We start from the raw sequence: 24,589 nt of genomic DNA, 5'->3' as shown, positions 1-24,589 counted from the left end.
GTGGGAGAATGTGGCAGATTTTAGGAAGAAAAAACTAGGGGATTTATTGAAAGAAACGGGTATCATAACGGAACTGCAGATTGTGGAAGCACTCAGCATGAAAAAGCAAGACGGAAAACTAGGTGATTTGCTGGTTGATCAAGGGTACATCACTGAGAAGCAATTATTGGATGCACTGGAAATCCAATTGAAACTGGAAAGTGTGTCATTGTATCAATATCCGATCGACATGTCTGTAGTGGAGCTGATATCAAAAGATTTTGCCCGATCGAAATTATTGCTCCCAATCAAAAAAGAGCATAACCGCTTGATTGTGGCAATGAATGATCCGTTGGACTTCTATGCCATAGAGGAGCTTGAATTTTCTACTGGCTATGCTGTCAGGCCGGTGATAGCGACACGGGATGACTTACTGCAGACAATCAACCGCTTATACGACTCAAAAGAAGTGAATATTGAGTATGTCGAGGGTGAGGATGCTCCAGCAGTGAGGATCTTCAATCAATTGCTGGAAACAGGTGTATCGCTTCGTGCATCAGATATTCATTTGGATCAAACTGAACGCCAAGTATCCGTTCGGTACCGCGTAGATGGCCTGCTTCGTAATGAACGACCGTTGCCGAAAACCCTGATGAACGCTTTGGTTGCTCGAATCAAAATCATAGCCGGATTGAACGTTACGGAGACGCGCCTGCCGCAGGACGGACGTATCAGCACGACGGTTTTAGGTAAACGGGTGAATTTGCGTGTGGCTACTTTGCCGACCGTTTTTGGTGAAAAAATTGTGCTGCGGATATTGGATATGTCCAATATGTTCAGAAAAGTAGAGGATATCGGCTTAGAAAAGGATATTTTAGCTGATTATCGGGAATTGATCGCGCAACCGTCAGGACTGATTCTGTTGACAGGTCCGACTGGTTCAGGGAAAACGTCCACGCTGTATGGTTCCATTAATGAACTGAACCATCCCGAAAGTAATATCATTACGATCGAAGACCCGGTTGAATATCAACTCGAGGGCATCAACCAAGTCCAGGTCAATACGCAGATTGGGCTGACCTTTGCGACGGGCTTGCGTTCAGTTTTGCGTCAGGATCCGAATATCATCATGGTGGGAGAAATCCGCGATAAAGAAACGGCTGAGAACAGTGTGCGCGCGGCTCTAACGGGCCATTTGGTGTTCAGCACGCTGCATACGAACAGCGCCATTGAGGCCATTCCCCGCTTGCTCGATATGGGGATCGAACCCTACTTGATTGTATCTGCCTTAAGTGGTGTCGTAGCGCAACGGCTCGTCAAAACCATATGCAAAGATTGTGCCGACACAAGAGAAGCAACCCCGGTAGAGAGGGAAATATTTGAGCGACGCAATCAGACCATCGACACGATCACCTTCGGCAGGGGATGCGATGTTTGCCGTCATACCGGATACCGTGGACGGATGGCCATTCATGAATTGATTGTGATCACGGAAGAGGTAAGGCAGTTGATGATGAATCAGGCATCCATCCAGGAAATCAAGCAACATATCAAGCAACAAGGAGTCCGCTTTTTGGTTGACGATGGCTTGATAAAAGTGAAGGCAGGCAAGACGACGTTGGAAGAGGTGTTGCGGGTTGCTTCAATCAATGAATAAGCATGCGGAAACAATGGAACAATTGGATGCTATATTAATCGCAGCAAATGAAAAAAAAGCTTCCGATGTTCATCTTGTCGTAGGTTCTGCACCGGTTTTCCGGGTGGACGGAAAGCTGATTCCCCAAAAACAAGCTTCCCTTGCGCCTCAAGATACGGAGCAGTTTGCCAAAACATGCCTTAGCCAAGAATCGTGGGAGGTGCTGGAACAGAAACGGGAAATTGATTTTTCGTACGACATCGTTGGTATTGCCCGCTTCCGCGTGAACGTGTTCTACCAGCGCAGTGCGCTTTCGCTTGCTTTTCGGATCATTTCAAAAGAAATTCCCAGTGTGGAAAGCTTAGGTCTTCCCGAAATCGCCAAAAAATTGGTTCAACAACCACACGGACTTTTTTTAGTGACGGGTCCAACCGGCAGCGGGAAAAGCACATCTTTGGCGGCCCTGATCGATTATGTGAACGAAACGATGAACCGACACATCATTACCTTGGAAGATCCCATCGAATATTTGCATATGCATAAGCAATCCCTCATTGAACAAAGGGAAGTCGGATTCGATACCTTATCATTCAAAGAAGGTCTGCGCGCGAGCTTGCGCCAGGATCCCGATGTCATTCTGGTAGGGGAGTTGCGCGATATGGATACCATTTCCACGGCCATCACGGCATCGGAAACGGGCCATTTAGTTTTGGGGACGTTGCACACTTCGGATGCAGCCGGCAGCATTGAACGGATGATTGATGTTTTCCCAGCAGGGCAAAGGGATCAGATCCGTTTGATGCTGGCGAATGTGCTCTTGGGCATCTTGTCGCAGCGATTGCTGCCGACCAAGAAGGTTGATGGTCGCGTGGCAGCAACCGAAATGTTGGTCAATAATGCCGCAATCAAGAATTTGATCCGAGCTGAAAAAATGCATCAAATCCCCAATGTGCTGCAGACATCACTTGATCAAGGAATGCACACTATGGAGATGAGCATCAAGCGGCTCGTGGAAGATGAAACAATCAGCCGGTCGCATCTATTATTATAGTAGAAGAAAACAATCGTTAAATAAGAAAGGAGGGTAATGATGGCTGTTTTTGCCTACAAAGCCAAAACAAGAGACGGAAAACTGATGAAGGGGAAAATAGAGAGCACCAATAAAAAAGAAGCCCTGAATGAACTCAGGCACATGGATCTTATCGTCTTTGAAGTGGATGCGCTGAACGCTGTCTTGAACAAGGACATCAATTTTCGTACCTCATTGAAATCAAAGGATTTCATCGTGTTCCTGAGACAGTTTTCCTCTTTGACGAATGCAGGAATCTTACTTGTCGACGCTTTGGACCTGCTGGCTGTCCAATCAACGAGCCTTGCCCTGAAAGAAGCATTGGAAGAATTATCCGAGGAAATAAGGGAAGGGGTTGCTTTGTCTGAAGCGATGGCGAAAAAACCGAAATTATTCCCTAATTTATTGGTACACATGATTCATTCGGCGGAAGTCAGCGGGCGTTTGGAAGAAGCCCTCCAGCAAATGGCGGACTATTATGAAAAGCAGCACCGCATCAAGCAGAAAATCACGACAGCCATGACCTATCCGCTTATTGTAGGTGTGTTAGCCTTATTAATCACAGCCTTCCTATTGGTATTCATCGTGCCTATTTTCGGGGATATGTTTGCCTCCATGGGAAGTGAACTTCCTGCGATTACCCAGTTTGTCCTGACACTGAGCGGGTTGTTTCAGCATTACTGGTGGCTTATGATCGTAGTGGTCGGAGTTCTCGTGGCGGTTATCATTCAGCTTGGTAAAAAAGATCAGGTCGCGTACGTGTTCGATGTGGTGCAACTGAAGATGCCTATTCTGGGAACCTTCTTGCAGAAAACATTGCTTGCGCGGATGACGCAAACATTAAGTTCCTTGATCAATAGTTCCGTACCGATTCTCCAGGCCATCGAAGTGACCAGTCAAGTAGTGGGCAATCGTGTGGTTGAAAATGTACTGTTGAAAGCACAAAAAGATGTTGAACAAGGAGAATCGTTGGCTAAGCCGATGGTCGACCATTGGTTTTTCCCTCCGCTGATCATTCAGATGATCCAAGTCGGGGAATCAAGCGGAGAATTGGACGAGATGCTGAAAAAAGTTTCGGAAATCTACGATCAGGAAGTGCAGGAGTCATCCGAAAGACTGCAAGCTTTGATTGAACCGGTTATGATAATTTTCCTTTCAGCCATCGTTGGTCTGATCGTTCTTTCAATCGTTGTGCCGATGTTCAGTATGTTCGAAACTTTCGGATAATCCAGCGCTAAATAGATTGCATGTCCAAAATAATTGTTGTATGATTTGGATTGGAAATAAACTTCTGTTGGTTTAAGAAGTGAGTTTTTTTACTAAACAAACATTCATAAAATAGAAAAGAAAATGGAGGGAAAGAATATGAGGAATAAAATCAAACAGTTGTTGAAAAAAGAAGGCGGGTTCACATTAGTTGAATTACTAGGGGTTATCGTAATCTTGGGGCTTATCATTGGTATCTCGATTCCGTTGATCGGGAATGTTGTTGATAAGGCTAAAACCGATACTGATAAAGCTGAAGCAGAGCTAGTTTTCGATGCTGCGAAAATGTACTACCTTCAAGAAACAGATGCAGTAGATCCTGTTACAACTGTTATCTTAATCGATAAAGAATACCTTGAAGCCGGCTATAAAGGTACTGTAACATCAGTGACAAAAGCTGAAGTGAAAGCAGGGAAATTGGCAACAACAACACAGTAACACCCATTTAAATACATAGAAAGACTCCTTCGTGGAGTCTTTCTTGCTTACTAGGAGTTTTTTCATGCAGACAATCGTAACCGTTATTTTTTTCATCTACGGCTTGGTATTTGGGTCTTTCTTTAATGTGGTGGGGTTGCGGGTGCCGAACGGAACGTTATTGGCTCAGACGCGTTCCTATTGTGACACGTGCCAACGGACCTTGACTTGGAAAGAATTGATTCCGGTCTGGTCTTTTTTGCGCCAAAGGGGCCGATGCAGTCAATGCAAGGAACAAATTTCGTTGCTGTACCCAATCATGGAGCTGGCGACCGGAATTTTGGCGGCCATTACTTTCTACCGTTATGGTTGGAATGAACAAACGTTTCTGGGTTTGCTTTTGATTGCGCTCATCATTCCGATCACGGTATCGGATTTGGCCTACAGGAAAATCCCAAATAAGTTACTTTTGTTTTTCACGCCATTGTTTGTGGGTTTGCGCTTCCTGTATCCGCAGCCCTCTCTTTGGGAGTCCTCAATCGGAGCGGTCCTGGCCTTTGTTTTAGTGTTCGTGATCATCCTCGTATCTAATGGGGGCATGGGCGCGGGTGATCTGAAATACTTCACTTTGTTGGGCTTTATTTTCGGACCTTATCTATTTTTGTTGCTTTTCTTTTTGGCCACGCTTTACGGAGCAATCACGGGAATGATCATCATGAAGTTAAAAGGTGGCGATCGAAAAATGACCATTCCGTTTGGTCCCTATATCAGTCTGGCTGCAGTAACTGTTTTTTATTATGGAGAAACGATGATTCAGTGGTACCTAGCACTTTTTAGCTGAGTTGGACCACTTTTTGCGTTTCGGATACGGAGGGAGGCACATTATGTTGTTTCAGAAAAAAACATTGCTTTATTTTGAATTTTTGGAAAGGCGGATCCGCTATCTGGTCGTGGATGCGCAATCCCGCACAGTACTGGAAAAAAATGAGATTCTGTTTGATACCGAAATCCTTCATGAAGGGAGAATCAACAATCCTTCGTTGCTTGAGAATCGACTGAACGCACTTGTTATTGAAAAAAAGTTGAAAAATGCGCAAGCAGCTATCTTGTTGCCGGACGATTTTGTCATAGTGCGTGAAGAAAAAATACCGGCACAGCTGGCACCGTCAGAAATAAAGGCTTACGTCACGCTGCATATGGGCCAGCTGATCCGTTCCCCGTTCAAGGAGACGCGTTTTCAATTTGAGTTGCTTGAGGTTGGCGATATATACCAGACTATTCTTCTGATGCTCTATCCGCAAGAAGTCATTTTCCAGTACGAATCCTTGTTGCAAAAGGCATTCTTGAATCCGGTCGTAGCGGATATTTCTTCCCTATGCCTGTACCGGATCATCTTGCAACAAAATGACTTGGAACAGAGTCCCGATAAGCATGTGATGGTGTTGCAATGGAGCCCTGTAGATCATGCAATCATGGTTTTTCACCAAAATTTGCCCAAATTTTCGCGCCATTCGCGCTTAGCCCGTTTGGTTGATTTATGGGATGTAACCAAAGAAGGTGAATGGATCTGGAAAGACGATCAAAATTCTTTTGAAGAGGCAATTACGGACATGTTGGATGTTTTGGAAAGGCTACTGGAGTTTTATCGCTATTCTGTGATGAACGGCCAAGGCGGAGTGACGCATATCTTTTTGACGGGTGATTTTCCGGATCTGGAAAAGGTAAGGGAACAATTATCTCAGCGTTTCTTCCTGCCGATTCATATTCTGCAGGCTTCTGAAGAAATCGGCTCCAAATTTTTGCCATTATATGGGCTTGCATCGAAAGAGAAGCATGCAGCCGTTCCGAAGAAGGTTGCTCAGAAAAAAGTGAAGCTTGCCAGAAAACAAGTACAGGAGGAAAACGAACATGTTTGAAGTCAATTTTTTTGAGAAAAAACAGAGAAACTTTCTTCCTTATGTGCTCGGTGGTTCTTTCATAATCCTGCTTGTCCTTGTGGGCATTTATTTCTTCTCAGCGCAAGCGTATTATACAAAAGCGGAAATACGTGCCCAGGAGTGGCTTCAAGCCGAGGAAGAGCAGCTGAGGATGTCTCGGCAAATGCAAGAGTACGCGCAATTGACGGATCAAGTGGCAGAAAATAAAGCCACTTTTGAAGCGAAGCAATATCCAATGGCCTTCGTATCAAAGGCAATCATTGAGCAGGTTCCGAACGGGGAACAGCATGTGACCATTTTTAATAAAAATGAAACGAATCAAATCACCTTAGTATTGGAAGGATTGACGGTTACGGAGATTTCCGAAGCTGTCGAAAATTTTAAAGCACTGGAGTACGTCTCGGATGTTCAATTCATAAGCATGGAAAATCAACTGGATGGAGCGGATTCGACAGTTGAGCTCTGGCTGGAACTTGATGAAGCAGCTTTGAGAGAGGAGGTTCTTTCATGAAGCTGAAATGGAATCGCATGTCTTTTGTACTGGCTTTTGTGATGGGGCTGATGGTTCTGGCGACTTTCATTTTCGGGCAAGTGTATTTTCTCGATCCGATTAAGCAGCAAGCTGATCTTGTAGCGCAACAGGTGAATGAAGAAACGCGTTTGAAGGCCGAATATCCACCAGAGGAAACGTTGCTGGCTGACTACAGGCAAAAGTATGAAGAAACCTGGGGATTTTTACCAGAAGGCGAAAAGGTTAATCAACAGCTGATCATTCTGGAACAGACCGCGGCTGAAGAGAATGTCATTGTGCAAAAGATAGCACGTGTCGGAGAACCTCAACCGATCGAAGGACTTGATGAAACTTACATGAAGAGCACTTACGAAGTTGAAATGACAAGCAATACTGCGGACAATATGCAGAGGCTAGCCGAAAGACTCGAGGGATTAGAGCGCATCTGGAATATCTATTCTTTTGGGTTCGAAAAGCTTGCCGAGGAATCTTTCAGCGGTACATTCACTTTTGAATTGTTTTACTATGTGGCTGTTTCCGAGGAGTCGCAGTAATTAAGAAACAATCTGCACCATCACTTAGGCTTGTGATGGTGCAGATTTTTTTGTGTTAGAAAGTAAGTATGTCTGGCCGGCTGCTCCGGCCGCTGAGGGCAGCGCACCTCCGGCGAAGCCGTGCGTCCCCGGAGGTAACACAAGGAGATGATACACCACCTCCGGCGAGGGAAGCTTCCCCGGAGGACAAATCGAGAAGAAGGCGCCAACTCCGACGAGACCTACGCTCATCGGAGGAACGAGCGCAAAATGTTCAGCCGACGGACTACACCGAACTGAAGCTTTCTGATATACTGATAAGAACATTCAGTATATCAGGAAGGAGGCGCTGCAGATGAAAAGGGAGCGACGCTATTACGACTGGCTGCCGGTATTTGCTTGGATGATTGTCATCTTCATCCTCTCGGCTCAACCTGCTGACCAGTCCGTTGTTTTGAGTGGGAGCGTGACGCGCTTCTTCGCAGATGCAATCAATCATGTTTCTGCGTTCATCGAGTATTTTACCCGTGCGCAAGGGACGGTCGTATTTTTGGCAGGCATCCTACTGCTGATTTATCTGTTGGAAACGCAAGAGAATGAACCAAAGCTTTTTGGAATCAAAAAACGCTGGATCATCAGCTCAACCGTCAGTTTTCTGGTGCTGGCAATCAGCTTATTTCTGTTTGTCGATTTCGTGCAAGACACCAGTATTATGTACGCAGGCCGATTGATACGGAAATCCGCACATTTCATCGCTTACCTCATCCTCGGTTTCTTGGTTTCGTATGCACTGAAGAATGAAGACGTTACTGCGACCGCATGGAAACGAAGAGGCGCCAGCCTATTGTTCTGTGTGGCATACGCCGTTAGTGATGAGTTCCATCAACAGTTCGTGCCTGGCCGCGGCCCCCTGCTTAAGGATGTCCTCATCGACGGATCGGGCGCAGCCCTCGGTATCATTCTTTACCTTGGTGCTAGGAAGCTGTGGCTGCTCAGGAAAAATAAATAGCCGAGAAACACTATGAATTCAGTGTTCCTCGGCTTTTTACATACCTACATTTAATGGATAATCAGACAAGTTCATGGAACTATTCAGTATTCTTTTCGGGCAGCCTCTACTACGATCTCTGGACGATCAAACCATTAGAATCAGGGATATGTCACCGAGACACCGTAATGATCGGAAACAGAGGGGTGTTTTTTTCCGTCGAATTTGATTTCATATGTTTCGGCAGCTTGTGGTTGGTTCGAAAAAATATAGTCGATGCGCAACGGTAGTTTATTTTGATTCCAGCCGTCGATTGCCGGTGGAACGCTTGCTGATCCTTCGCGGACAGCTGCGGAGTTGTAGGAATCATACCAACCGGATTGAAGGATGACATCGTAACCCTCGTTGCGTTTATCGGCGGGATTATTAAAGTCGCCCATAATGTAAATGGATTTGTCCTGAATTTTACTGACCGCAGTTTCCAGTGAATGCCATTCTGTCAAAAAAGGTTTTTTCCATTTCCATCTGAATCTCCTTCGCCACCAGGACATGTGGACCGAGAGAAAACAGGCTGAATCGGTCTGAACAACCAATGCACGGCGCGTGTGATAGCTTCGAAAGTCATTTTTGGTGGATAATTGGATTTGCTTAACAGACTGGATTGGTTCTTTGCTCAGGAGGGCAACGCCTTCGTCATAGTGGACGTAACCGACGTGACAGGGAACCCAGGACCAATGGTAGAAAAGGTTCTTTTCAGCTAAGGCCATCACGAGGAAATAAGCAAAGTTGTTTTCCTTGATGGGGATTTGGGTCTGTGTGGCATGATACCATTCCGGATTGCTGATTACCGGGCCAACAGCGAGTTGATTCACTTCCTGCAAAGCAATCGCATCGTATTGGTTAGTGATAATATCTTCTATTAATGGGGCATAGGTTGCGGTATTTGCGCCCTTGATCCAACTATGAGTATTCAGTGTCAGAAGTTTCATATTCAGTCACCATTCCCTTTTCCTGAAGTAGCAAGTATTTCGGATCTCAGATTTCAGCAAAGCTGCTTGCGGATTATAGACAACGTGGGTATATCACTTATTTTGAGTATACCTATTGAGATTTAATCTGTCCAATATTCTCCTGAAAATAATTCATCTCAGATTAAACTCGCGGACGGTATGGATCCTGAGTAAATACATGCGACTTGTCTTGGCTCATATTTATTTGGATTATTTTTTTGTGCGAGGTCAATTATTATGTTCGAATGAAGTAAAATGTGGTAGAATTCAGATAGATATATTTCCCCCAAATTCTCCTCTCTCACCCATTAGGATGATAGATGTAGTATCCTAACCAGCCAAGCTATACCCTCTCATTAGGTTGTTTGATGCATCAATAAATAAAAAAATATGAAACTTTGCTCACCTACTCCAACCCAAAACCATCCCTCAACAGTAACTCCAATTTTCCCCTTATATAAAACGAAACAAAATGTATACGCTTTCAAACAAGAAACTGCGGAGGTTACAACGCTGAATTTCTCGTAATTGCTAAGAAAAGGAGGGAATCCGTTTCGTCAAAACAGTAACATCTTAAAAGTCGAACACGAATTCAAGATAGTCGCGAGTGATACGTTGGATTCGTTGCATCCGAATTTAAACCGGAAAACTTTTACAGAGTTTTGGCAACGGTGAGAAAATGGAATCGTTCCGTAACCGCCACCTATTTCCCCTAAAGCGTGCTGCTGACGAAAATGATGCGCGGAAGCCCATCGTTCCAGTCGGATTATGGGAAAAATGTCCCCAGTGTCAAACAATCATTTACAGCAAGTCCTTGGGAAAGGCGAAAGTATGTCCGCACTGTAATTATCATTACCGGATTACGGCTGATGAGCGTCTGAGCCTGATTATTGATGAAGGTACTTTCTATGAATGGAACACGATCATGCCTTCTCAAAATCCGTTAGATTTTCCGGGTTATGATGAAAAATTGCAGGATGCCAAATGGAGAACAGGTCTGGATGAAGCTGTCGTTACTGGAACGGCTGCCATCAATAATAAAAGGGTCGCTTTGTGCGTGATGGATTCCAATTTCATCATGGCAAGCGTAGGGAAAGTCGTCGGCGAAAAGATTACGCAAGTATTCGAGCGCGCGACTGAAGAACGGTTGCCGATCATCGTGTTTACCGCTTCCGGTGGAGCCAGAATGCAGGAAGGCATCATGTCGCTGATGCAGATGGCCAAAGTGAGCATAGCGGTGTCCAACCATAGTCATGCGGGCCTCCTGTATATCGCCGTACTGACGGATCCGACGACAGGCGGGGTGACGGCGAGCTTTGCTACGCAAGGGGATATCATTCTGGCTGAAGCAAGATCTACGGTGGGCTTTGCCGGCAAAAGGGTCATCGAACAGACCATCAAAGTAAAAGTGCCGGAAGGTTTTCAGACGGCGGAAAAAGCCTTGGAAAATGGCTTCATCGATAAAATTGTCATCAGAAAAGATCTACGGAAAACATTGCAGCATATACTGGCATTACATGATCCGGAAGAAGTGGGTGATGAAGATGAATGATGTGCAGAAAATCATACAGGCGGCAAGGAGCATTTCACGCTTGACGGTATTGGAGGTGATCGACGGCATTTTTGAGGACTTCATCGAATTCCACGGCGATAGGCGTTTCGGGGATGATCCTGCGATTGTGGGCGGCATCGCCAGCCTGGATGGCATGTCGGTTACCGTTATCGGGACTCAGAAGGGGCATGATGTGACAGAAAATGTGTATCGGAATTTCGGGTCACCGCATCCGGAAGGTTACCGGAAGGCGATCCGGCTGATGCGGCAAGCGGATAAGTTCAACCGGCCGATTATCACATTCATCAACACGGCGGGCGCCTTCTGCGATGTGGAGTCGGAAGAACGGGGGATTGGTGATGCGATCTCCGAATCGTTGCTGGTCATGAGCCGAGTGAAAGTGCCTTTGATCGCCATCTTCATCGGTGAAGGGGGAAGCGGCGGTGCTTTGGCTTTGGCGATGGGCAATGAAGTGTGGATGCTGGAGAACAGCATGTACTCCGTCCTTTCGCCGGAAGGATTCGCTTCGATTTTATGGAAAGAAAGTTCCCGTTCCGAGGAGGCTGCGCTCGTCATGAAGCTGACCCCGGATGATTTGCTTAAATTGGAGATAATCGACAGAATCATACCGGAAAGAAGGCCGGAAGAGTTGTTGCCGGATCTGAAAAAAGAGTTGCGAAGTTCGTTGAAGAAATGGAGACGATTGAGTTCCGCCGAAATTGTTGCGCAAAGGCAAGAGCGTTTCCGGAAGTATTGATGCAGCCAGTTTGTTCAACTAATATACTGAAAGGTTATCGTTGACTATGGGGGAATCAATTGTGGATAAAAAAATAGGGATCGTAACAATCATTGATTATAACAATTATGGGAACAGGCTGCAGAATTATGCTTCTCAACAGGTGCTGAAAAAGTTGGGCTACGAGACAGTGACTCTTAAAAATGAGGTGGCAGTCTCTAAGCAAGATAAAAGCTTGTCTGAAAAAATTCGGGACAAGAAAGTAACAAAGTTGCCTTCAGCCGTGATCAAAAAAATACAGTACGAGATGAACAAAGAGTTCCATAAATTGCGGAAGGAATGTTTTATCGGATTCACCAATGAGAACATTGCAACAAGTGACTATGTGCTATCCGATAACCGGATTCCGGAAGGTTTGTCCGATCGGTTTGATTATTTTATCACCGGAAGCGATCAGGTCTGGAATCCAAGATATCGCCTCGGGTCTTCGGTTGATTTTCTGACGTTTGCCGACAAAGAAAAAAGAGTGGCGCTTTCTCCCAGCTTCGGCATTTCCGAAATACCTGCGAAATTTCAACCGAGCTACAAAGAGTGGCTTTCTGATTTCAAGGCATTGTCCGTAAGGGAAGAGTCCGGCGCAAAAATCATCAAAGAGCTTACGGGAAGGGATGCAGAAGTGCTGGTCGATCCAACCTTGTTGTTGGATAAGAAAGAGTGGCTTGAAATAGCACGGGAATCCCCGGTGAAGCCAAAAGGGAAGTATCTCTTGACTTATTTTTTAGGGAATATCCGTAAAGCGGACAGGGCATGGATCGACAAGGTGGCGAAACAAAATCATTTGGAAATTGTGAATTTAGCGGATCCGAAGGACAGAGACTGTTTCATCACAGGGCCAAGCGAGTTCATCGATTATATCGCTTCAGCAAGTCTTGTTTGTACCGATTCATTCCATGGGTCGATTTTTTCCATTTTGATGGAGACGCCGTTCGTTGTTTTTGAGCGTACGGAAAACAGTAAAATACAGATAGGCTCCCGGATGGTCACGTTGTTAAAAACGATGCGCCTGGAAGACAGACATTTCAATGCAGTGAGCAAGCAAGCAGATGTTTTTCAAATGGAGTTTGCTCATACCGGAGATATCATCTCAAAAGAAAAAAAGAGAGTGGAGGATTATCTCACAAAAGCTTTTCGATGAAGGAATGATGAAAATGCGGATCGATGCTGAAATGAGGAAATCGGATGAATTCATACAAAAAATTATTGAATAACTCATTCCTTTTTGCGATAGGCAACTTTGGCAGCAAAATCATCTTGCTGCTCCTGGTTCCCTTGTATACGTATTATCTGACGACTGCCGAATACGGATTCGTGGATCTCATTACGACATCCACCATATTATTGCTGCCGATCGTATCGGCAAATGTGTTTGATGCAGTACTGCGGTTCACGATGGACAAAGAGGAATCCCAAAGCCAAGTGCTCTCGAACAGTTTGTTTGTTGCGGCGTTGGGGTCGATAGCGGCTGTTTCGCTCTATCCGCTCCTCTCCTTGCTGAAGATTGACCAGGATATGCTGAATTACACCTACGTCATTTTGCTCCTGCAGGTGTTCCAGAACATTCTTTCGCAATTTGCCAGAGGGCTGGGGAAGATTAAGGTTTTTGCCATCAATGGCATCTGGATGACGCTTGTCATGAGTATCGCGAATGTCATTCTGTTAACGCGCTACGATATGGGGATTGCGGGATACTTGCTCAGCATCGTCATCGCGAATGTGGCTTCCATCGGATACTTGGTCGTGGCTCTGAAAATATGGCGGTTCCTGGATCTTTCCCATATCAATAAACCGCTTGTGAAAACAATGCTGGCCTATGCGCTTCCGATCATCCCAAACAGCATCATGTGGTGGCTGATAAGTGCCTCGAACCGGTATTTCATTCTGGGCTTCTTAACGGCCAGCGCGAATGGAATCTATGCGGTAGCGAATAAAGTCCCCGCTATTTTGAGCCTGGTCACTTCCATCTTTACCCAATCCTGGCAATTGTCTGCTATCGAGGAATATGAGAGCGAATATAAGTCGGAGTTCTATTCCAAAGTGTTCAGCTACTATTCATCTTTGCTGTTTTTGGGGACGAGCAGCATATTGGTCGTTTTAAAACTTTTTATGGCAAGCTTCATTGCGCCGGAATACTATGAAGCATGGCAATCGGTTCCGTTTCTTTTGCTGGGTGTCGTATTTTCGAGCTTTTCAGCTTTTCTGGGAACGAACTATTTAGCCGCAAAGGAAACGCGCGGCGTCTTTCGGACTTCCGTGTACGGCGGAGCGGCAAGTTTGGTGCTGAATTATTTGTTGATCCCCTATTTCGGCCTGATTGGTGCCGGTGTGGCAAACATGATAAGTTTTGCCATCATGTGGATCCTGAGAATCTTTGACACGAAACGATATATCGTGATAGTCATGAATACACAGATTATGATAGCAAACTTGGTGTTGGTGGGCTGCCAAATCGGCATCTTATTTTTGAATCTCAAATTTGAATCCCTGATCGAAATGCTGTTTTTTGCATTAGTTTTCGCCAACAACAGGGAGTTGCTATCCCCCTTGAAAGGACTTGTAAAAAGCAGAATGAAAAAATAGGGATAATCAGGGACAGGAGATAACGCCTGCCTTTGGGCCTCCTTGCTGTTGCAATGCGCCGCTACAGACGGATGACGGATTGAGCCAACCGGGTGAAGGACGCAGACGACAGTCTGTTGCTGCCAAATGGAAACCTATAGGGAATTAAAGACACGATTGTCTGGGTGTTCCTTTAGCAGAAGTTGTGGCTCTTAAGGAGGGCATTAAAATGAAACTTAAGATGATGGCGCTCATTCCGCCTGTGCTGATGGTGCTTATGTACGGCAAGCTGCCGGAAATTGTACAGGCGCTGAAATCGGAAAGCGCGTTTTACAATAGCGATAATGATGCACTGGTGACGGAAACGGCACAAGGGGAAATAAGCATCGACTCTTTCCCGAAATTGGAGACGGATAAGGATGACACAGAACGCATCCAAAGGGCCGTGGATTATTGCTTGGCCAACGACAAGGATCTTTTTTTCCCGAGTGGCGGATTGTATGTTTTGCGCTCGGTAAACGTTGAGGCAGGGCTCAGAATCGTTGGCTATGGGGCAACCTTCACCTTAGCCGACAATCAATCCAAATTCACCAGAATGTTCACGACCGAGAATCGGTCATGGGAATCGTCGGAGGATTCTGATTATCTGATTTTTGAAGGGATGACCTTTGACGGAAACTGTTGGAATCAAGGCGAATTCCAGAACTACGAATTGGAGCAGCAGTTCGGCATCATGTATATGGGTTCTTTGGAGGATACAGGCATGCTGCGCGGTAAAGTGATCAATTGTCGCTTCCAAAACTGGGCTGCCGACGGGGTGCACATCTATACGAACGCGGATGTTGAAGTCACAGGGTGCACAGCCATCAACTGCTTCAGGGGCGGGATCGTTGCCAGCGGGAGCCCGGCCAACATACGGGTGACCGATTTTATCGCTGAAAAAGGCGAATTCGGGAAAGCGATGGATTTCGAAATCGATACCGGGGAGAAAATAAATCTCACCGTCGATTCGGTGCTCGCTTATCGCGGCGTTGACTTCGAGCTATCAGAGGGTTCAACGGCTAACATAGAGGGATTGACGGTCATCGACAGCTTGACAACTGTGTATGGATTTAAGAATGAAATCACCATCAACAATTCCAATCTGGGGCAACTGGAGGTCATCAATGCCACAAACACCACCATCAATGACAGCACAATCACGGTAACGCCAAGCACCACTGAAGATGTTGACGGAGCCTATGTATGGGTGGTGGACAGCTTTGAAGAGTTGCCTAAGGAAGATTACTATACGGAATTCAATAACTGCACCTTTGTGCGCTTGGACCAAGATAATCCTGTCGAGACGGACAAGGAGATAAATGCAGTGAAGGGTTACTTCGGGAAAATTGCGCTGAATGATTGCACGATTGGGGAAGGTTTCACTAACGGGTACTTTGGTTTTGGGGTGGCCTATGCTTATCTCACCAATGTCTTCTTTGATAGTGACACGGCAGTAGCTATGCAGCCGCTGACTTGGGCAAGGACCTACGAAGTCGTTCACGACAATGTTCAATACGGTGAAAACAACAGTGTTCCGTTCCTTTTTTTGGACTCTATGGAGACGGAGCCCTATACGACAGTAGTATTTCAGAATATGGCGTTGGCCAGCGCAAAGGCGGGCTTTGGCGGAGCTGAAGAGATGGGCACCACTAAAATAGAGAGTAGCCGCACCATTTTCGTCACTGCCGACCCGACTGCCGTTCCGATTCCTGGCTTCATCGGCGATACCGCCAGATTGGTCACGCCTGTGGAAGGGGAACCGGATGAATGGGTGGCGACCACCAGCGATCCCGTATCCGCCACTTGGGAAGTGTCCGAAAAGTAGCATCCCTCAAAGGACAAGGTCACGCCGATTGTCTTTAACAGAGAAAACGGAGGGTATCATTTCTATCTTCCCTTCCTTCAAGATATAATAATACTAAATAAACAATTCCGTAGGGGAAGCGTTTAATTATCCAAGGTAAATCGTTCTATCGCCATACTGAAAAGGGAGGTTGGTATGCATGAAAAAAAATGTATTGGAATATTTTGAACACACACTTCTGAAGTACAGGTACAAAACGGCCATCAAGGATGAGCACAGAGAACTGACTTTCGGCGCCTGGGAGCAAAGCTCCAAAAGGCTGAGTCTTTCCATCCGCCGCAGATCGCAGGATATGAAAAAGCCTATCGCTGTATTTTTGCCGAAAAGCGCTGACAGCCTCGTCGCTTTTATGGGTATCCTTTATAGCGGGAACATCTATGCTCCCCTTGATGTCCATTCGCCTGCCGCAAGAATCCACAATATCCTGGAACACTTGGAAGATCCTCTTGTTATAACTTCGCAAGAATATTTGGAGTCTTTGCTTGCGATGGGCGTAGCCGCCGAAAACCTGATCGGCATCGAGGAGGCGTACGATACCTCCGTATTCTTTGACAATGATGAGGTGCTCGGACGACTGGATGGACTCATCGATACAGATCCCATCTATATCATCCATACCTCGGGCTCGACGGGCACCCCAAAGGGCGTCGTCATCTCCCACAAAGGCGTCATCAACTACATCGATTGGGCTGTGGCATGCTTTGACATCAGCCCAAAGGAAATCATCGGCAGCCAATCACCTTTTTACTTCGATAATTCAACCCTGGACATCTATCTCTGTTTAGCCACCGCAGCAACGCTTGTCATCATTCCGGAACACCATTTTGCCTTTCCGGTCAAACTGATGGAATACGTAGCCTCAAAGAACATCAACTTCGTCTTCTGGGTGCCGTCGGTGCTGATCAACGTGGCCAATACGAAGGCGTTGGACCATGTCTATGTCGGTGGCCTGGAAAAGGTTCTGTTCGCCGGAGAAGCGATGCCGAACAAACACCTCAACTATTGGCGCAGCAAGCTGCCGGACTCTCTGTTCGCCAACCTCTACGGGCCTACTGAAATCACCGTTGATTGCACTTATTACAAAGTTGAGCGGGCTTTCGAGGACAGTGAACGGCTGCCGATCGGGTTTCCGTGCCGGAACGCTGATGTCATCATCCTGAATGAGGAGAACCAAGCGGTGACAGGAAGCGAAATGGGCGAACTGTGTGTGCGGGGCAGCTCCATCGCTTTGGGCTATTGGAATGACGCGGCCAAAAGCGATCAGGTCTTTACCCAAAACCCGCTCAACAACCATTATTTCGACCGCATCTATCGCACCGGTGATCTGGTCTATATTAACGAGTATAACGAAATCATCTATGTGGGCAGGAAAGACACCCAGATCAAGTACATGGGATACCGGATCGAACTGGGCGAGATCGAAACGGCTTTGCTGAGTCTGAGTGGCATCCATAATTCCTGTGTCATTTACAACTCGGACCGAAAGGAAATCACGATGTTTTATGAAGGGCCGACCGATCTCGGCAAGGCGACGATCAGAAAGGAACTGACCCCGCTGCTGCCGAAATACATGATCCCGACCAAAATCATTATGCTGGAACAGTTGCCGTTGAATAAGAACGGGAAAATCGACAGAAAGACATTGGCTGCGGAGTGGTTGCACAGTAATTGACGGGACAACCGCATAGGGAGGAGCAGGGGATATGGAAAAAATTGTGGAGATACTGAAGGAAATACGACCGGAATGCGATTGGGAAAATACCGATGATTTCATTGCAAACGGGATGCTCGATTCCTTCGACATCATCGTTTTGGTGACGGAACTTGAAAGCGCTTATCCGATTTCTATCGATGGGAGCGACATCTTGGCGGAGAACTTCAGCAGTCTGGAATCGATTGCGGATCTTGTGAGAAAGAGTGGAGGGATTGTATGAACTTCAACTATGAAAACAAACGGATCAGCGGCATTCTGACTGTGCTGCCGAAAAACGAAGTCGCATTCGAGGATGAAGCGGAAAATTATAATTTCTCCGTCAAGCAGTCCATGAAGCTGAAGAAAATAATGGGCTATGAGAAGCATCGGATTGTCGAAGGCGATACGAGCGTGTCGGACCTCTGCATCTTCGGGATGAGGCAGCTTCTGGACGAAGGCTTGATCAGCGGTGATGACATCGATGCCCTGATACTCGTCACCCAGACACCGGATTATTATCTGCCTCCGACGAGCAACGTCATCCAAGGGGAGTTGGGGCTGAAGCAGGATATGCTCTGCTTGGACATCAACCAAGGCTGCGCCGGTTATTTGGTGGGATTGATCCAGGCTTTCAACCTATTGGAACAGGATTCGATAAAAAAAGTGGCCCTTTTGAATGCCGATGTACTCAGCCGCAGGACATCCAAACGTGATCGGGGCAGCTATCCGCTGATCGGCGATGCGGCATCCGTGACGATCCTGGAAAGAACCGACGACAATAATCGGATCCATGCGAACCTCAAGATGGACGGGTCAGGCTACAAGGAACTGATCATCCCTGCAGGCGGCATGCGGTTGCCTGCCACAAGCGAAACCGGTGTGATGGAAGTGGATGAGGCCGGGAATTACCGAAGCCTGGACCATCTCAAAATGAACGGGGAAGCGGTATTCAACTTTGTGCAGACAGAAGTCCCGCCGTTGGTTGAGGACTTGCTTGCGGTTGCGGAAACGTCGAAAGAGGACATTGATTATTTCATGTTCCACCAACCGAACCGGTTTATGCTGGAAAAGTTGGCTGACAGGATGGGAGTGGCGCGCGAAAAGCTTCCGAACAATGTGGTCGAAAATTTCGGGAACTCGAGCAGTGTGACCATTCCAATAAACTTGGCCTTCAATCTGGGCGAAAAACTCCTGACGGATTCCTATAAAGTATGCCTGTCCGGTTTTGGAGTAGGGCTTTCCAGCAGCGCCATGCTGATGGACATCGGGAAATTGGATTTTTGCCGGATGATTGAATATTAGGATTTAGGAGGAGAGGCATCATGGAAAACTTCTATGAGGAGTTTGCGGAAATTTTGGAAGTGCCTGAAGTGAACAGGGAAGATTCGTTGGATGATTACGAAGGCTGGGATTCCCTCGGGCTGTTGTCCACCCAAATCATGGCAGAGGAAAGCTACGGCGTGAAGATCGGCAACGATGACCTGAAAGGCCTGACGACTGTCGGGGATATCGCGGATTTGATTCAATCAAGAAGAAAAGCCGAATAAGGGAGGACGACTAATTGAAAACATTGTTGATAGTCGGAGCAGGCGGTCTTGGCCGCGAAACGTACCAGTGGGTTTTGGATCAGGAAAAGGCAGAGAAGCGGTGGGAGGACATCGGCTTTTTGGATGATGACCTCCATGCGTTGGATAACTACAAACTTTCCGCTAAGATCGTCGGAACCGTAAAAGATTATGAACCCAAAGCCGGCGAAGAGGTCATCTGTGCCATCGGCGATGCGGAGATCATCGCTGACATCTGCCCGGTCCTTTTGGATAAGGGAGCGGTTTTCGCGACGGTGATCCATCCGACAGCCTTGTTGGCGGACACTTGTGAGATCGGAAAGGGCGTCATTGTAGGGCCTTATGCCATCATTTCGACGGATGCAAAAATTGCCGATTTTTCGGTTGTGAATTCCTATGTCAGCGTCGGCCACGATGTTTCCGTGGGGAAGGGCTGCGTCATCAGTGGTTTCAGCGATCTGATGGGTTTTTCTGCTTTGGAAGAGGGCGTATTTTTGGGGAGCGGCGCTCGACTGCTGCCGAGTGTGCGGGTCGCAGAGAACGCCAGAGTCGGTGCGGGGAGCATCGTCCTCAAAAATGTTAAAGCGAATACAACGGTTTTCGGCAATCCGGCCAAAATCATTTCCACTCCCTGAACGAAGAGGGCGCTAATTTCTGCGGTGACAAGGGGGCGAACTGAAAAAATGAGTAATCCAGTAATCGTCTATGGAAGTAAATTTTTAGCTGAAATGCTTTTTTATGATTCCTTAAAACATCCAGATTTCAAAGTTGCGGCTTTTGCAGCAGATGAATCGCATGTGGATAAGGCAGGCTTTTACTTAGGTTTGCCGATGGTGGAAATCGAAACGCTTACGGAAAAATATCCGCCATCTGCATACGATATGATCGTTCTGACATCATCTTTTCATGATATGCGCAATCGGGAAGGCATGTACGCGAAAGGGAAAGCTTTAGGGTACACGTTGCGGAATTATATCAGTCCGTCCAGCATTGTTTCGCCAGGCGTTGAAATGGGGGACAACAATCTCATTTTTGAGCAAGTATTCATGGGTCATAGAGGTCGGATGGGATCCAGCAATATCATCCGCCAACAAGTTTATGTGGGCCACGAATTTACGTTGGGGAATAACAATGTCATCACATCAGGGTGCACGATCGGCGGCGAATGCCATATCGAGAATAATTGCTACATCGGTCTCAACGCCACGATTCTGCATAAGATTACGATTTCTGAAGAGAGCTTGGTTGGAGCAGGAAGCGTCGTGATACGAAATACGGATCCTTTTTCAAAGAATGTAGGAAATCCAAGCCGGGTCTTGAGTTACCACAAGGAAGGATTAAAGGTGAATCTTTGACATGGATAAAATAATTGTGAATTTCACCCCGACTGGCATGATACCGACCAAAAAAGATACTCCTTATGTACCCATTTCGCCCGAAGAAATCATCCGTGAGGTTAAGGATGCTTGGGAATTGGGAATTTCGATGGTGCATGTACATGCCAGAAACAGCGACGATGAAAAACCAACGTATCGAAAGGAAGTTTATGCTGAAATCATCTCCGGCATACGACAATTCGCACCGGAACTCGTCATCTGCGCTTCGACATCCGGAAGGAATTTCAATACGGTGGAAGCCAGAACGGACGTTTTATCGCTTGAAGGGAATTTAAAACCGGACATGGGCAGCCTGACACTAAGTTCTCTTAATTTCAACAGGACCACCAGCGTGAATGAGCCTTCCATGATTGTCGCCTTGGCGGAACGGATGAGAGATAACGGCATTCGGCCTGAATTGGAAGCCTTTGATTTGGGAATGGTCAATTATTGCAACTACCTGATCAAAAAGGGGGCGGTGACTGCGCCTTACTACGTTAACTTGATATTAGGCAACATCGCCTGCGCCCAAGGAGATCTGCTGCATATTGGGTGTATGCTCAAAGACATCCCTGAAGACAGTGTTTTTTCGCTGGGTGCTGTCGGAAGCGATCAATTGAAGATGAATTCTCTGGGCATCACCATGGGCTGGGGCGTACGCGTCGGACTTGAAGACAACTTTTGGTATGATGAAAATCGGACGAGGCTAGCAACGAACATGGACCTTCTGAACAGAATCCATAAGCTGATTTCAGCGAACGAGAAAGAGGTCATGACATCCAAGGAACTACGGAAAAAACTCAATTTAGACCCGGGATTCGGCAAATATGGCGTTGCCGGCTCCAACGCTTAAGGAATCAGAGAGAAGGGATATTATGGAACATGCTTATCTGATACTGGCACATCATAATTTTGATACTTTAGCCATGTTGTTTCGGCTACTCGATGCGCCCAACAACAACCTTTATTTACACGTCGATGCGAAAGCGAAGGATTTTAATGAAGAAGATTTGCGGAGCGTTTTAAAGTTTTCGAAGTTGACTATGCTGCCTAGGCAAGTCGTTTATTGGGGTGGGTACAGTCAGATTGAAGCAACCCTGAACCTGGTCGAATACGCCTTGAAGGACGGTTTCGATTATTGCCACAGCATCACTGGTGTGGATCTCCCGCTGAAGACTCAATCGGAGATAGATCGTTTTTTTACCGAACATGCAGGATATGAATTCATCAACTTCAGGCCAGAGCGCTATGACTATGCAGAGTACAAATGTGCGTATTATCATCCTTTCGTGGAAACGAAATACAATCGGAAGTACAAGTTTGTCCGTCTTGCGGATCATGCGGTAGCCATGCTTCAAAAAACACTGGGACTGAAGAGAAGTGATACCAAGTTTTATCAGGGATCGGCCTACTTTTCGATCAGTGAAGATTGCGCCAAGTATGTCATTTCAAAAAAGGATGAAATAAGGAAAAATTATCGGTACACAGTCGGCGCGGATGAGGCGTATTTGCAGACGATCATCATGAGCTCCCCTTTTAAGGACAAACTGTACCGGTTTGAAGAGAAGTATTACGGTAATGCGATGTTGGTGGATTGGGACAGGTCCGAAAACAGGAACAATTCCCCGCACACGTTCAGAATCAGCGATTACGACAGCTTGGTGGGCGTCGACGAAGGCATCCTGTTTGCCCGGAAATTCGATGAGAACATTGATTCGGAAATCGTCCATAAGATGTTCCATTATGTCAACGAAAAACAAATAAACGAAGCAAACGACAACCGAACACATGCCCTAAAAGAGCATTCTGATCAAGCGGTTGTGGATTGAACAGGCTGGTCATTAGGTGGCGAATGAAAATGATAATAAGGAGTGTGCAGTGGTATGTACTATCAGAGATATTTCAAAAGGCCCTTGGATTTTCTGTTGTCATCAATGGCCATTGTAGGCTTAAGCCCTGTCCTTATTGTCATCGCATGGTTGGTCAGGGTCAAAATCGGCAGTCCGGTACTTTTCAAACAAGAGCGCCCTGGTCTTAACGAAAAAATTTTTTCCTTGTATAAATTCCGGACTATGACGGATGCGAAAGGGGAGAGCGGGGAATTGCTGCCCGATGAGGCTCGTCTGACGAGGTTCGGCGAGCTGTTGCGGTCGACTTCATTGGATGAATTGCCGGAATTGTTCAACATCCTATTCGGGGACATGTCCATTGTCGGGCCGAGGCCGCTGTTGGTGAAGTACCTCCCACTCTATGACGAGCATCAAAAAAGGCGCCATGCTGTCAGACCGGGATTATCCGGGCTGGCGCAAGTGAACGGCAGAAATGCCATCAGTTGGAAAGAAAAATTTGCTTTGGATGTTCAGTATGTCGATGAGGTTACTTTTTTTGGGGATTGTAAAATCATCTTTCAAACTATCCAGAAGGTTTTGTCGCGGGAGGGCATCAATTCCGCAGAATCTGCGACAATGGAAGACTTTAAGGGGAACGAAAGCGACGGGGAAAAGCCGTTCGCATATGCGGAATCAAGGGAATGAAAAAAGGCAACGGCAGGAGGTGGTTTTTTTGCAACTCTATCACTATCTATTTCTATTTTCTTTGTTGTTGAAGCCGTTCTATATCTTCAGCTCTGGCGGTTTGCAGATAGCGGATCTGTTTTTTATCCTGTCTTTCGTTCTGTATGTCGTTCTCGCGGGTAAGAAGGCTAAAATCACTATCCATAAGACCGACAAGTGGCTGTTGTATTTCGTCATCTTGGTTTTTGGCATCAATTTAGTCTATTTTCTGTTGTACGGAAGATTCGAATTTTTGAAAGCATCCCTGTACTACATCTATAATTTTCTGACCGTGCTGTTTTTCCGGATATATTCTGAGGACGAACGCTTTCTGGTGAACGTAGGGAAAGTCTGCAAACTGAATATCGTGATTCAGCTGGGCATCTATGGACTGAATATCGGCAGGTATTATGCAGAGACCCGTTATATGGGCACTTTCAATGACCCTAACCAAATGGCTTTCTTCATCTTCATGTCGCTGATCACCGCCTTCATCATCTCAAAGATCGAGCGCGGCAAACTGCATGTACTGTATCATATCATGGCAGTCGGATTGATCTTCCTTACGTCATCCACCGGGATATTTCTGGGGATCGGAGTTTTCTATGCAGTCAGCACTGCACTCGCAATCAGAAAGCTGACGAAGCGCAGCCATAATGTGATGGCAATTTTATCCATCACGGCATTGCTGATGCTGGGATTGATGTTCAGCTCGCAGATAACTGATTACGTCAAGGGATTTTCGGAATCATCCATAATGGATCGAGTCGAGCAGAAGTTGGACAGACTCAACGAAAGCACAATTGGTCCGACCAATATCCAAGACCGGGGCATCGACAGGCTGGTGATCTATCCAGAAAAGATCATTTACGGAGCTGGGGAAGGTTATCATGGACGCTTTGACAGATCCTATTCCATGAATGAAGTGCATTCGACTTTGTTGAGCATTCTCTTCTATTACGGCATCATACCGACTTTGCTGTTTTTGTTTTGGTGCTATCAAAACATACGCATCCTCACGGTAAACAACCTGGCTGTGGTCTTGGCTCTACTCGCCGAAAGCCTGACCTTGCTGAATCAACGACAGCCCCTTTTCTGGATGGTTTTCCTCACACTCAACATCCTGTACCAACAGGAGTTGGCAGCGAAGAAAGCTTTGCAAAATGAAACAATCCTGGCATCCGAGCAATGGGACACCCCGTTCAGCTCCAATAACCTTATGGGCATTTCAGAAAAATAGAAGGCAA

General features: G+C 46.4%; 25 protein-coding genes. 24 read left to right on the top strand and 1 reads right to left on the bottom strand.

Annotated elements, in window-relative coordinates:
- The first annotated feature begins 10 nt into the window (after nt 1-10).
- The 9 genes from PH235_RS11390 to PH235_RS11350 all read left to right on the top strand — a co-directional run bounded on the left by PH235_RS11390 (nt 11) and on the right by PH235_RS11350 (nt 8,357).
- The gene (locus tag PH235_RS11390; RefSeq protein ID WP_272162454.1) at nt 11-1,636 is read left to right on the top strand and encodes a GspE/PulE family protein; all 1,626 of its coding nucleotides are present in this window, start codon (nt 11-13) and stop codon (nt 1,634-1,636) included.
- Nucleotides 1,617-2,666, top strand: coding sequence for a type IV pilus twitching motility protein PilT (locus tag PH235_RS11385; protein WP_272162453.1), 1,050 nt, complete (start codon nt 1,617-1,619; stop codon nt 2,664-2,666). Before PH235_RS11390 ends, PH235_RS11385 begins: the two co-directional genes overlap by 20 nt.
- Nucleotides 2,667-2,705: 39 nt before the next feature.
- Nucleotides 2,706-3,911: a type II secretion system F family protein gene (locus tag PH235_RS11380; RefSeq protein WP_272162452.1), complete on the top strand. Its 1,206-nt coding sequence runs from the start codon at nt 2,706-2,708 to the stop codon at nt 3,909-3,911.
- Nucleotides 3,912-4,049: 138 nt separating this feature from the next.
- Nucleotides 4,050-4,388 carry a prepilin-type N-terminal cleavage/methylation domain-containing protein gene (locus tag PH235_RS11375; RefSeq protein ID WP_272162451.1) on the top strand — a complete coding sequence of 113 codons (339 nt, stop codon included), beginning with the start codon at nt 4,050-4,052 and terminating at the stop codon, nt 4,386-4,388.
- A gap of 64 nt (nt 4,389-4,452) precedes the next feature.
- Nucleotides 4,453-5,208 (top strand): prepilin peptidase, encoded by a 756-nt coding sequence (locus tag PH235_RS11370; RefSeq protein ID WP_272162450.1) that lies wholly within the window; start codon nt 4,453-4,455, stop codon nt 5,206-5,208.
- A 43-nt stretch (nt 5,209-5,251) separates the two neighbouring features.
- Nucleotides 5,252-6,283 (top strand): type IV pilus biogenesis protein PilM, encoded by a 1,032-nt coding sequence (pilM, locus tag PH235_RS11365; protein ID WP_272162449.1) that lies wholly within the window; start codon nt 5,252-5,254, stop codon nt 6,281-6,283.
- Nucleotides 6,276-6,815: a hypothetical protein gene (locus tag PH235_RS11360; RefSeq protein ID WP_272162448.1), complete on the top strand. Its 540-nt coding sequence runs from the start codon at nt 6,276-6,278 to the stop codon at nt 6,813-6,815. Before pilM ends, PH235_RS11360 begins: the two co-directional genes overlap by 8 nt.
- The gene (locus PH235_RS11355) at nt 6,812-7,369 is read left to right on the top strand and encodes a hypothetical protein (protein WP_272162447.1); all 558 of its coding nucleotides are present in this window, start codon (nt 6,812-6,814) and stop codon (nt 7,367-7,369) included. The genes PH235_RS11360 and PH235_RS11355 overlap by 4 nt, the downstream gene beginning before the upstream one ends.
- Nucleotides 7,370-7,703: 334 nt before the next feature.
- Nucleotides 7,704-8,357, top strand: a complete 654-nt coding sequence (locus PH235_RS11350; RefSeq protein WP_272162446.1) for a VanZ family protein — start codon at nt 7,704-7,706, stop codon at nt 8,355-8,357.
- Between the two features lie 140 nt (nt 8,358-8,497).
- Here PH235_RS11350 and PH235_RS11345 read toward each other — a convergent pair whose 3' ends face one another.
- Nucleotides 8,498-9,325 (bottom strand): endonuclease/exonuclease/phosphatase family protein, encoded by an 828-nt coding sequence (locus tag PH235_RS11345; RefSeq protein ID WP_272162445.1) that lies wholly within the window; start codon nt 9,323-9,325, stop codon nt 8,498-8,500.
- A 700-nt stretch (nt 9,326-10,025) separates the two neighbouring features.
- Here PH235_RS11345 and accD point away from each other — a divergent pair.
- The 15 genes from accD (at nt 10,026) to PH235_RS11270 (ending at nt 24,582) form a co-directional block, all read left to right on the top strand.
- On the top strand, nt 10,026-10,898 hold the full coding sequence (gene accD, locus PH235_RS11340) for an acetyl-CoA carboxylase, carboxyltransferase subunit beta (protein ID WP_272162444.1): 873 nt from the start codon (nt 10,026-10,028) through the stop codon (nt 10,896-10,898).
- Complete coding sequence (gene accA, locus PH235_RS11335; RefSeq protein WP_272162488.1) at nt 10,891-11,655, top strand: carboxyltransferase subunit alpha; 765 nt, start codon at nt 10,891-10,893, stop codon at nt 11,653-11,655. Before accD ends, accA begins: the two co-directional genes overlap by 8 nt.
- 61 nt (nt 11,656-11,716) lie before the next feature.
- Complete coding sequence (locus PH235_RS11330) at nt 11,717-12,829, top strand: polysaccharide pyruvyl transferase family protein (RefSeq protein WP_272162443.1); 1,113 nt, start codon at nt 11,717-11,719, stop codon at nt 12,827-12,829.
- A 44-nt stretch (nt 12,830-12,873) separates the two neighbouring features.
- Nucleotides 12,874-14,271, top strand: a complete 1,398-nt coding sequence (locus PH235_RS11325; protein ID WP_272162442.1) for an oligosaccharide flippase family protein — start codon at nt 12,874-12,876, stop codon at nt 14,269-14,271.
- 208 nt (nt 14,272-14,479) lie between these two features.
- The gene (locus PH235_RS11320; protein WP_272162441.1) at nt 14,480-16,117 is read left to right on the top strand and encodes a right-handed parallel beta-helix repeat-containing protein; all 1,638 of its coding nucleotides are present in this window, start codon (nt 14,480-14,482) and stop codon (nt 16,115-16,117) included.
- Between the two features lie 178 nt (nt 16,118-16,295).
- Complete coding sequence (locus tag PH235_RS11315; protein WP_272162440.1) at nt 16,296-17,828, top strand: amino acid adenylation domain-containing protein; 1,533 nt, start codon at nt 16,296-16,298, stop codon at nt 17,826-17,828.
- A 31-nt stretch (nt 17,829-17,859) separates the two neighbouring features.
- A complete protein-coding gene (locus PH235_RS11310; protein ID WP_272162439.1) occupies nt 17,860-18,090 on the top strand; it encodes an acyl carrier protein in 231 nt (76 codons plus the stop codon).
- Nucleotides 18,087-19,151, top strand: a complete 1,065-nt coding sequence (locus PH235_RS11305) for a 3-oxoacyl-ACP synthase III family protein (RefSeq protein WP_272162438.1) — start codon at nt 18,087-18,089, stop codon at nt 19,149-19,151. The genes PH235_RS11310 and PH235_RS11305 overlap by 4 nt, the downstream gene beginning before the upstream one ends.
- A gap of 20 nt (nt 19,152-19,171) precedes the next feature.
- A complete protein-coding gene (locus PH235_RS11300) occupies nt 19,172-19,396 on the top strand; it encodes an acyl carrier protein (RefSeq protein ID WP_086942941.1) in 225 nt (74 codons plus the stop codon).
- A gap of 14 nt (nt 19,397-19,410) precedes the next feature.
- Nucleotides 19,411-20,049 (top strand): acetyltransferase, encoded by a 639-nt coding sequence (locus PH235_RS11295; protein ID WP_272162437.1) that lies wholly within the window; start codon nt 19,411-19,413, stop codon nt 20,047-20,049.
- 48 nt (nt 20,050-20,097) lie between these two features.
- Nucleotides 20,098-20,769, top strand: coding sequence for a hypothetical protein (locus PH235_RS11290; protein ID WP_272162436.1), 672 nt, complete (start codon nt 20,098-20,100; stop codon nt 20,767-20,769).
- 1 nt (nt 20,770) lies between these two features.
- Nucleotides 20,771-21,643, top strand: coding sequence for a 3-keto-5-aminohexanoate cleavage protein (locus PH235_RS11285; protein ID WP_272162435.1), 873 nt, complete (start codon nt 20,771-20,773; stop codon nt 21,641-21,643).
- A 22-nt stretch (nt 21,644-21,665) separates the two neighbouring features.
- Nucleotides 21,666-22,619, top strand: a complete 954-nt coding sequence (locus PH235_RS11280) for a beta-1,6-N-acetylglucosaminyltransferase (protein ID WP_272162434.1) — start codon at nt 21,666-21,668, stop codon at nt 22,617-22,619.
- A gap of 54 nt (nt 22,620-22,673) precedes the next feature.
- Entirely contained in the window at nt 22,674-23,324 is a 651-nt protein-coding gene (locus PH235_RS11275; RefSeq protein ID WP_272162433.1) for a sugar transferase, read from the top strand.
- A gap of 28 nt (nt 23,325-23,352) precedes the next feature.
- The gene (locus tag PH235_RS11270) at nt 23,353-24,582 is read left to right on the top strand and encodes a hypothetical protein (RefSeq protein ID WP_272162432.1); all 1,230 of its coding nucleotides are present in this window, start codon (nt 23,353-23,355) and stop codon (nt 24,580-24,582) included.
- Nucleotides 24,583-24,589 lie beyond the last annotated feature (7 nt).

It is taken from the genome of Trichococcus sp. K1Tr, from assembly GCF_028309625.1.
In the GTDB taxonomy this organism is placed as follows: domain Bacteria; phylum Bacillota; class Bacilli; order Lactobacillales; family Aerococcaceae; genus Trichococcus.
Note: the sequence above shows the minus strand (reverse complement) of the source record. Positions and strands in the feature narration are given on the sequence as shown.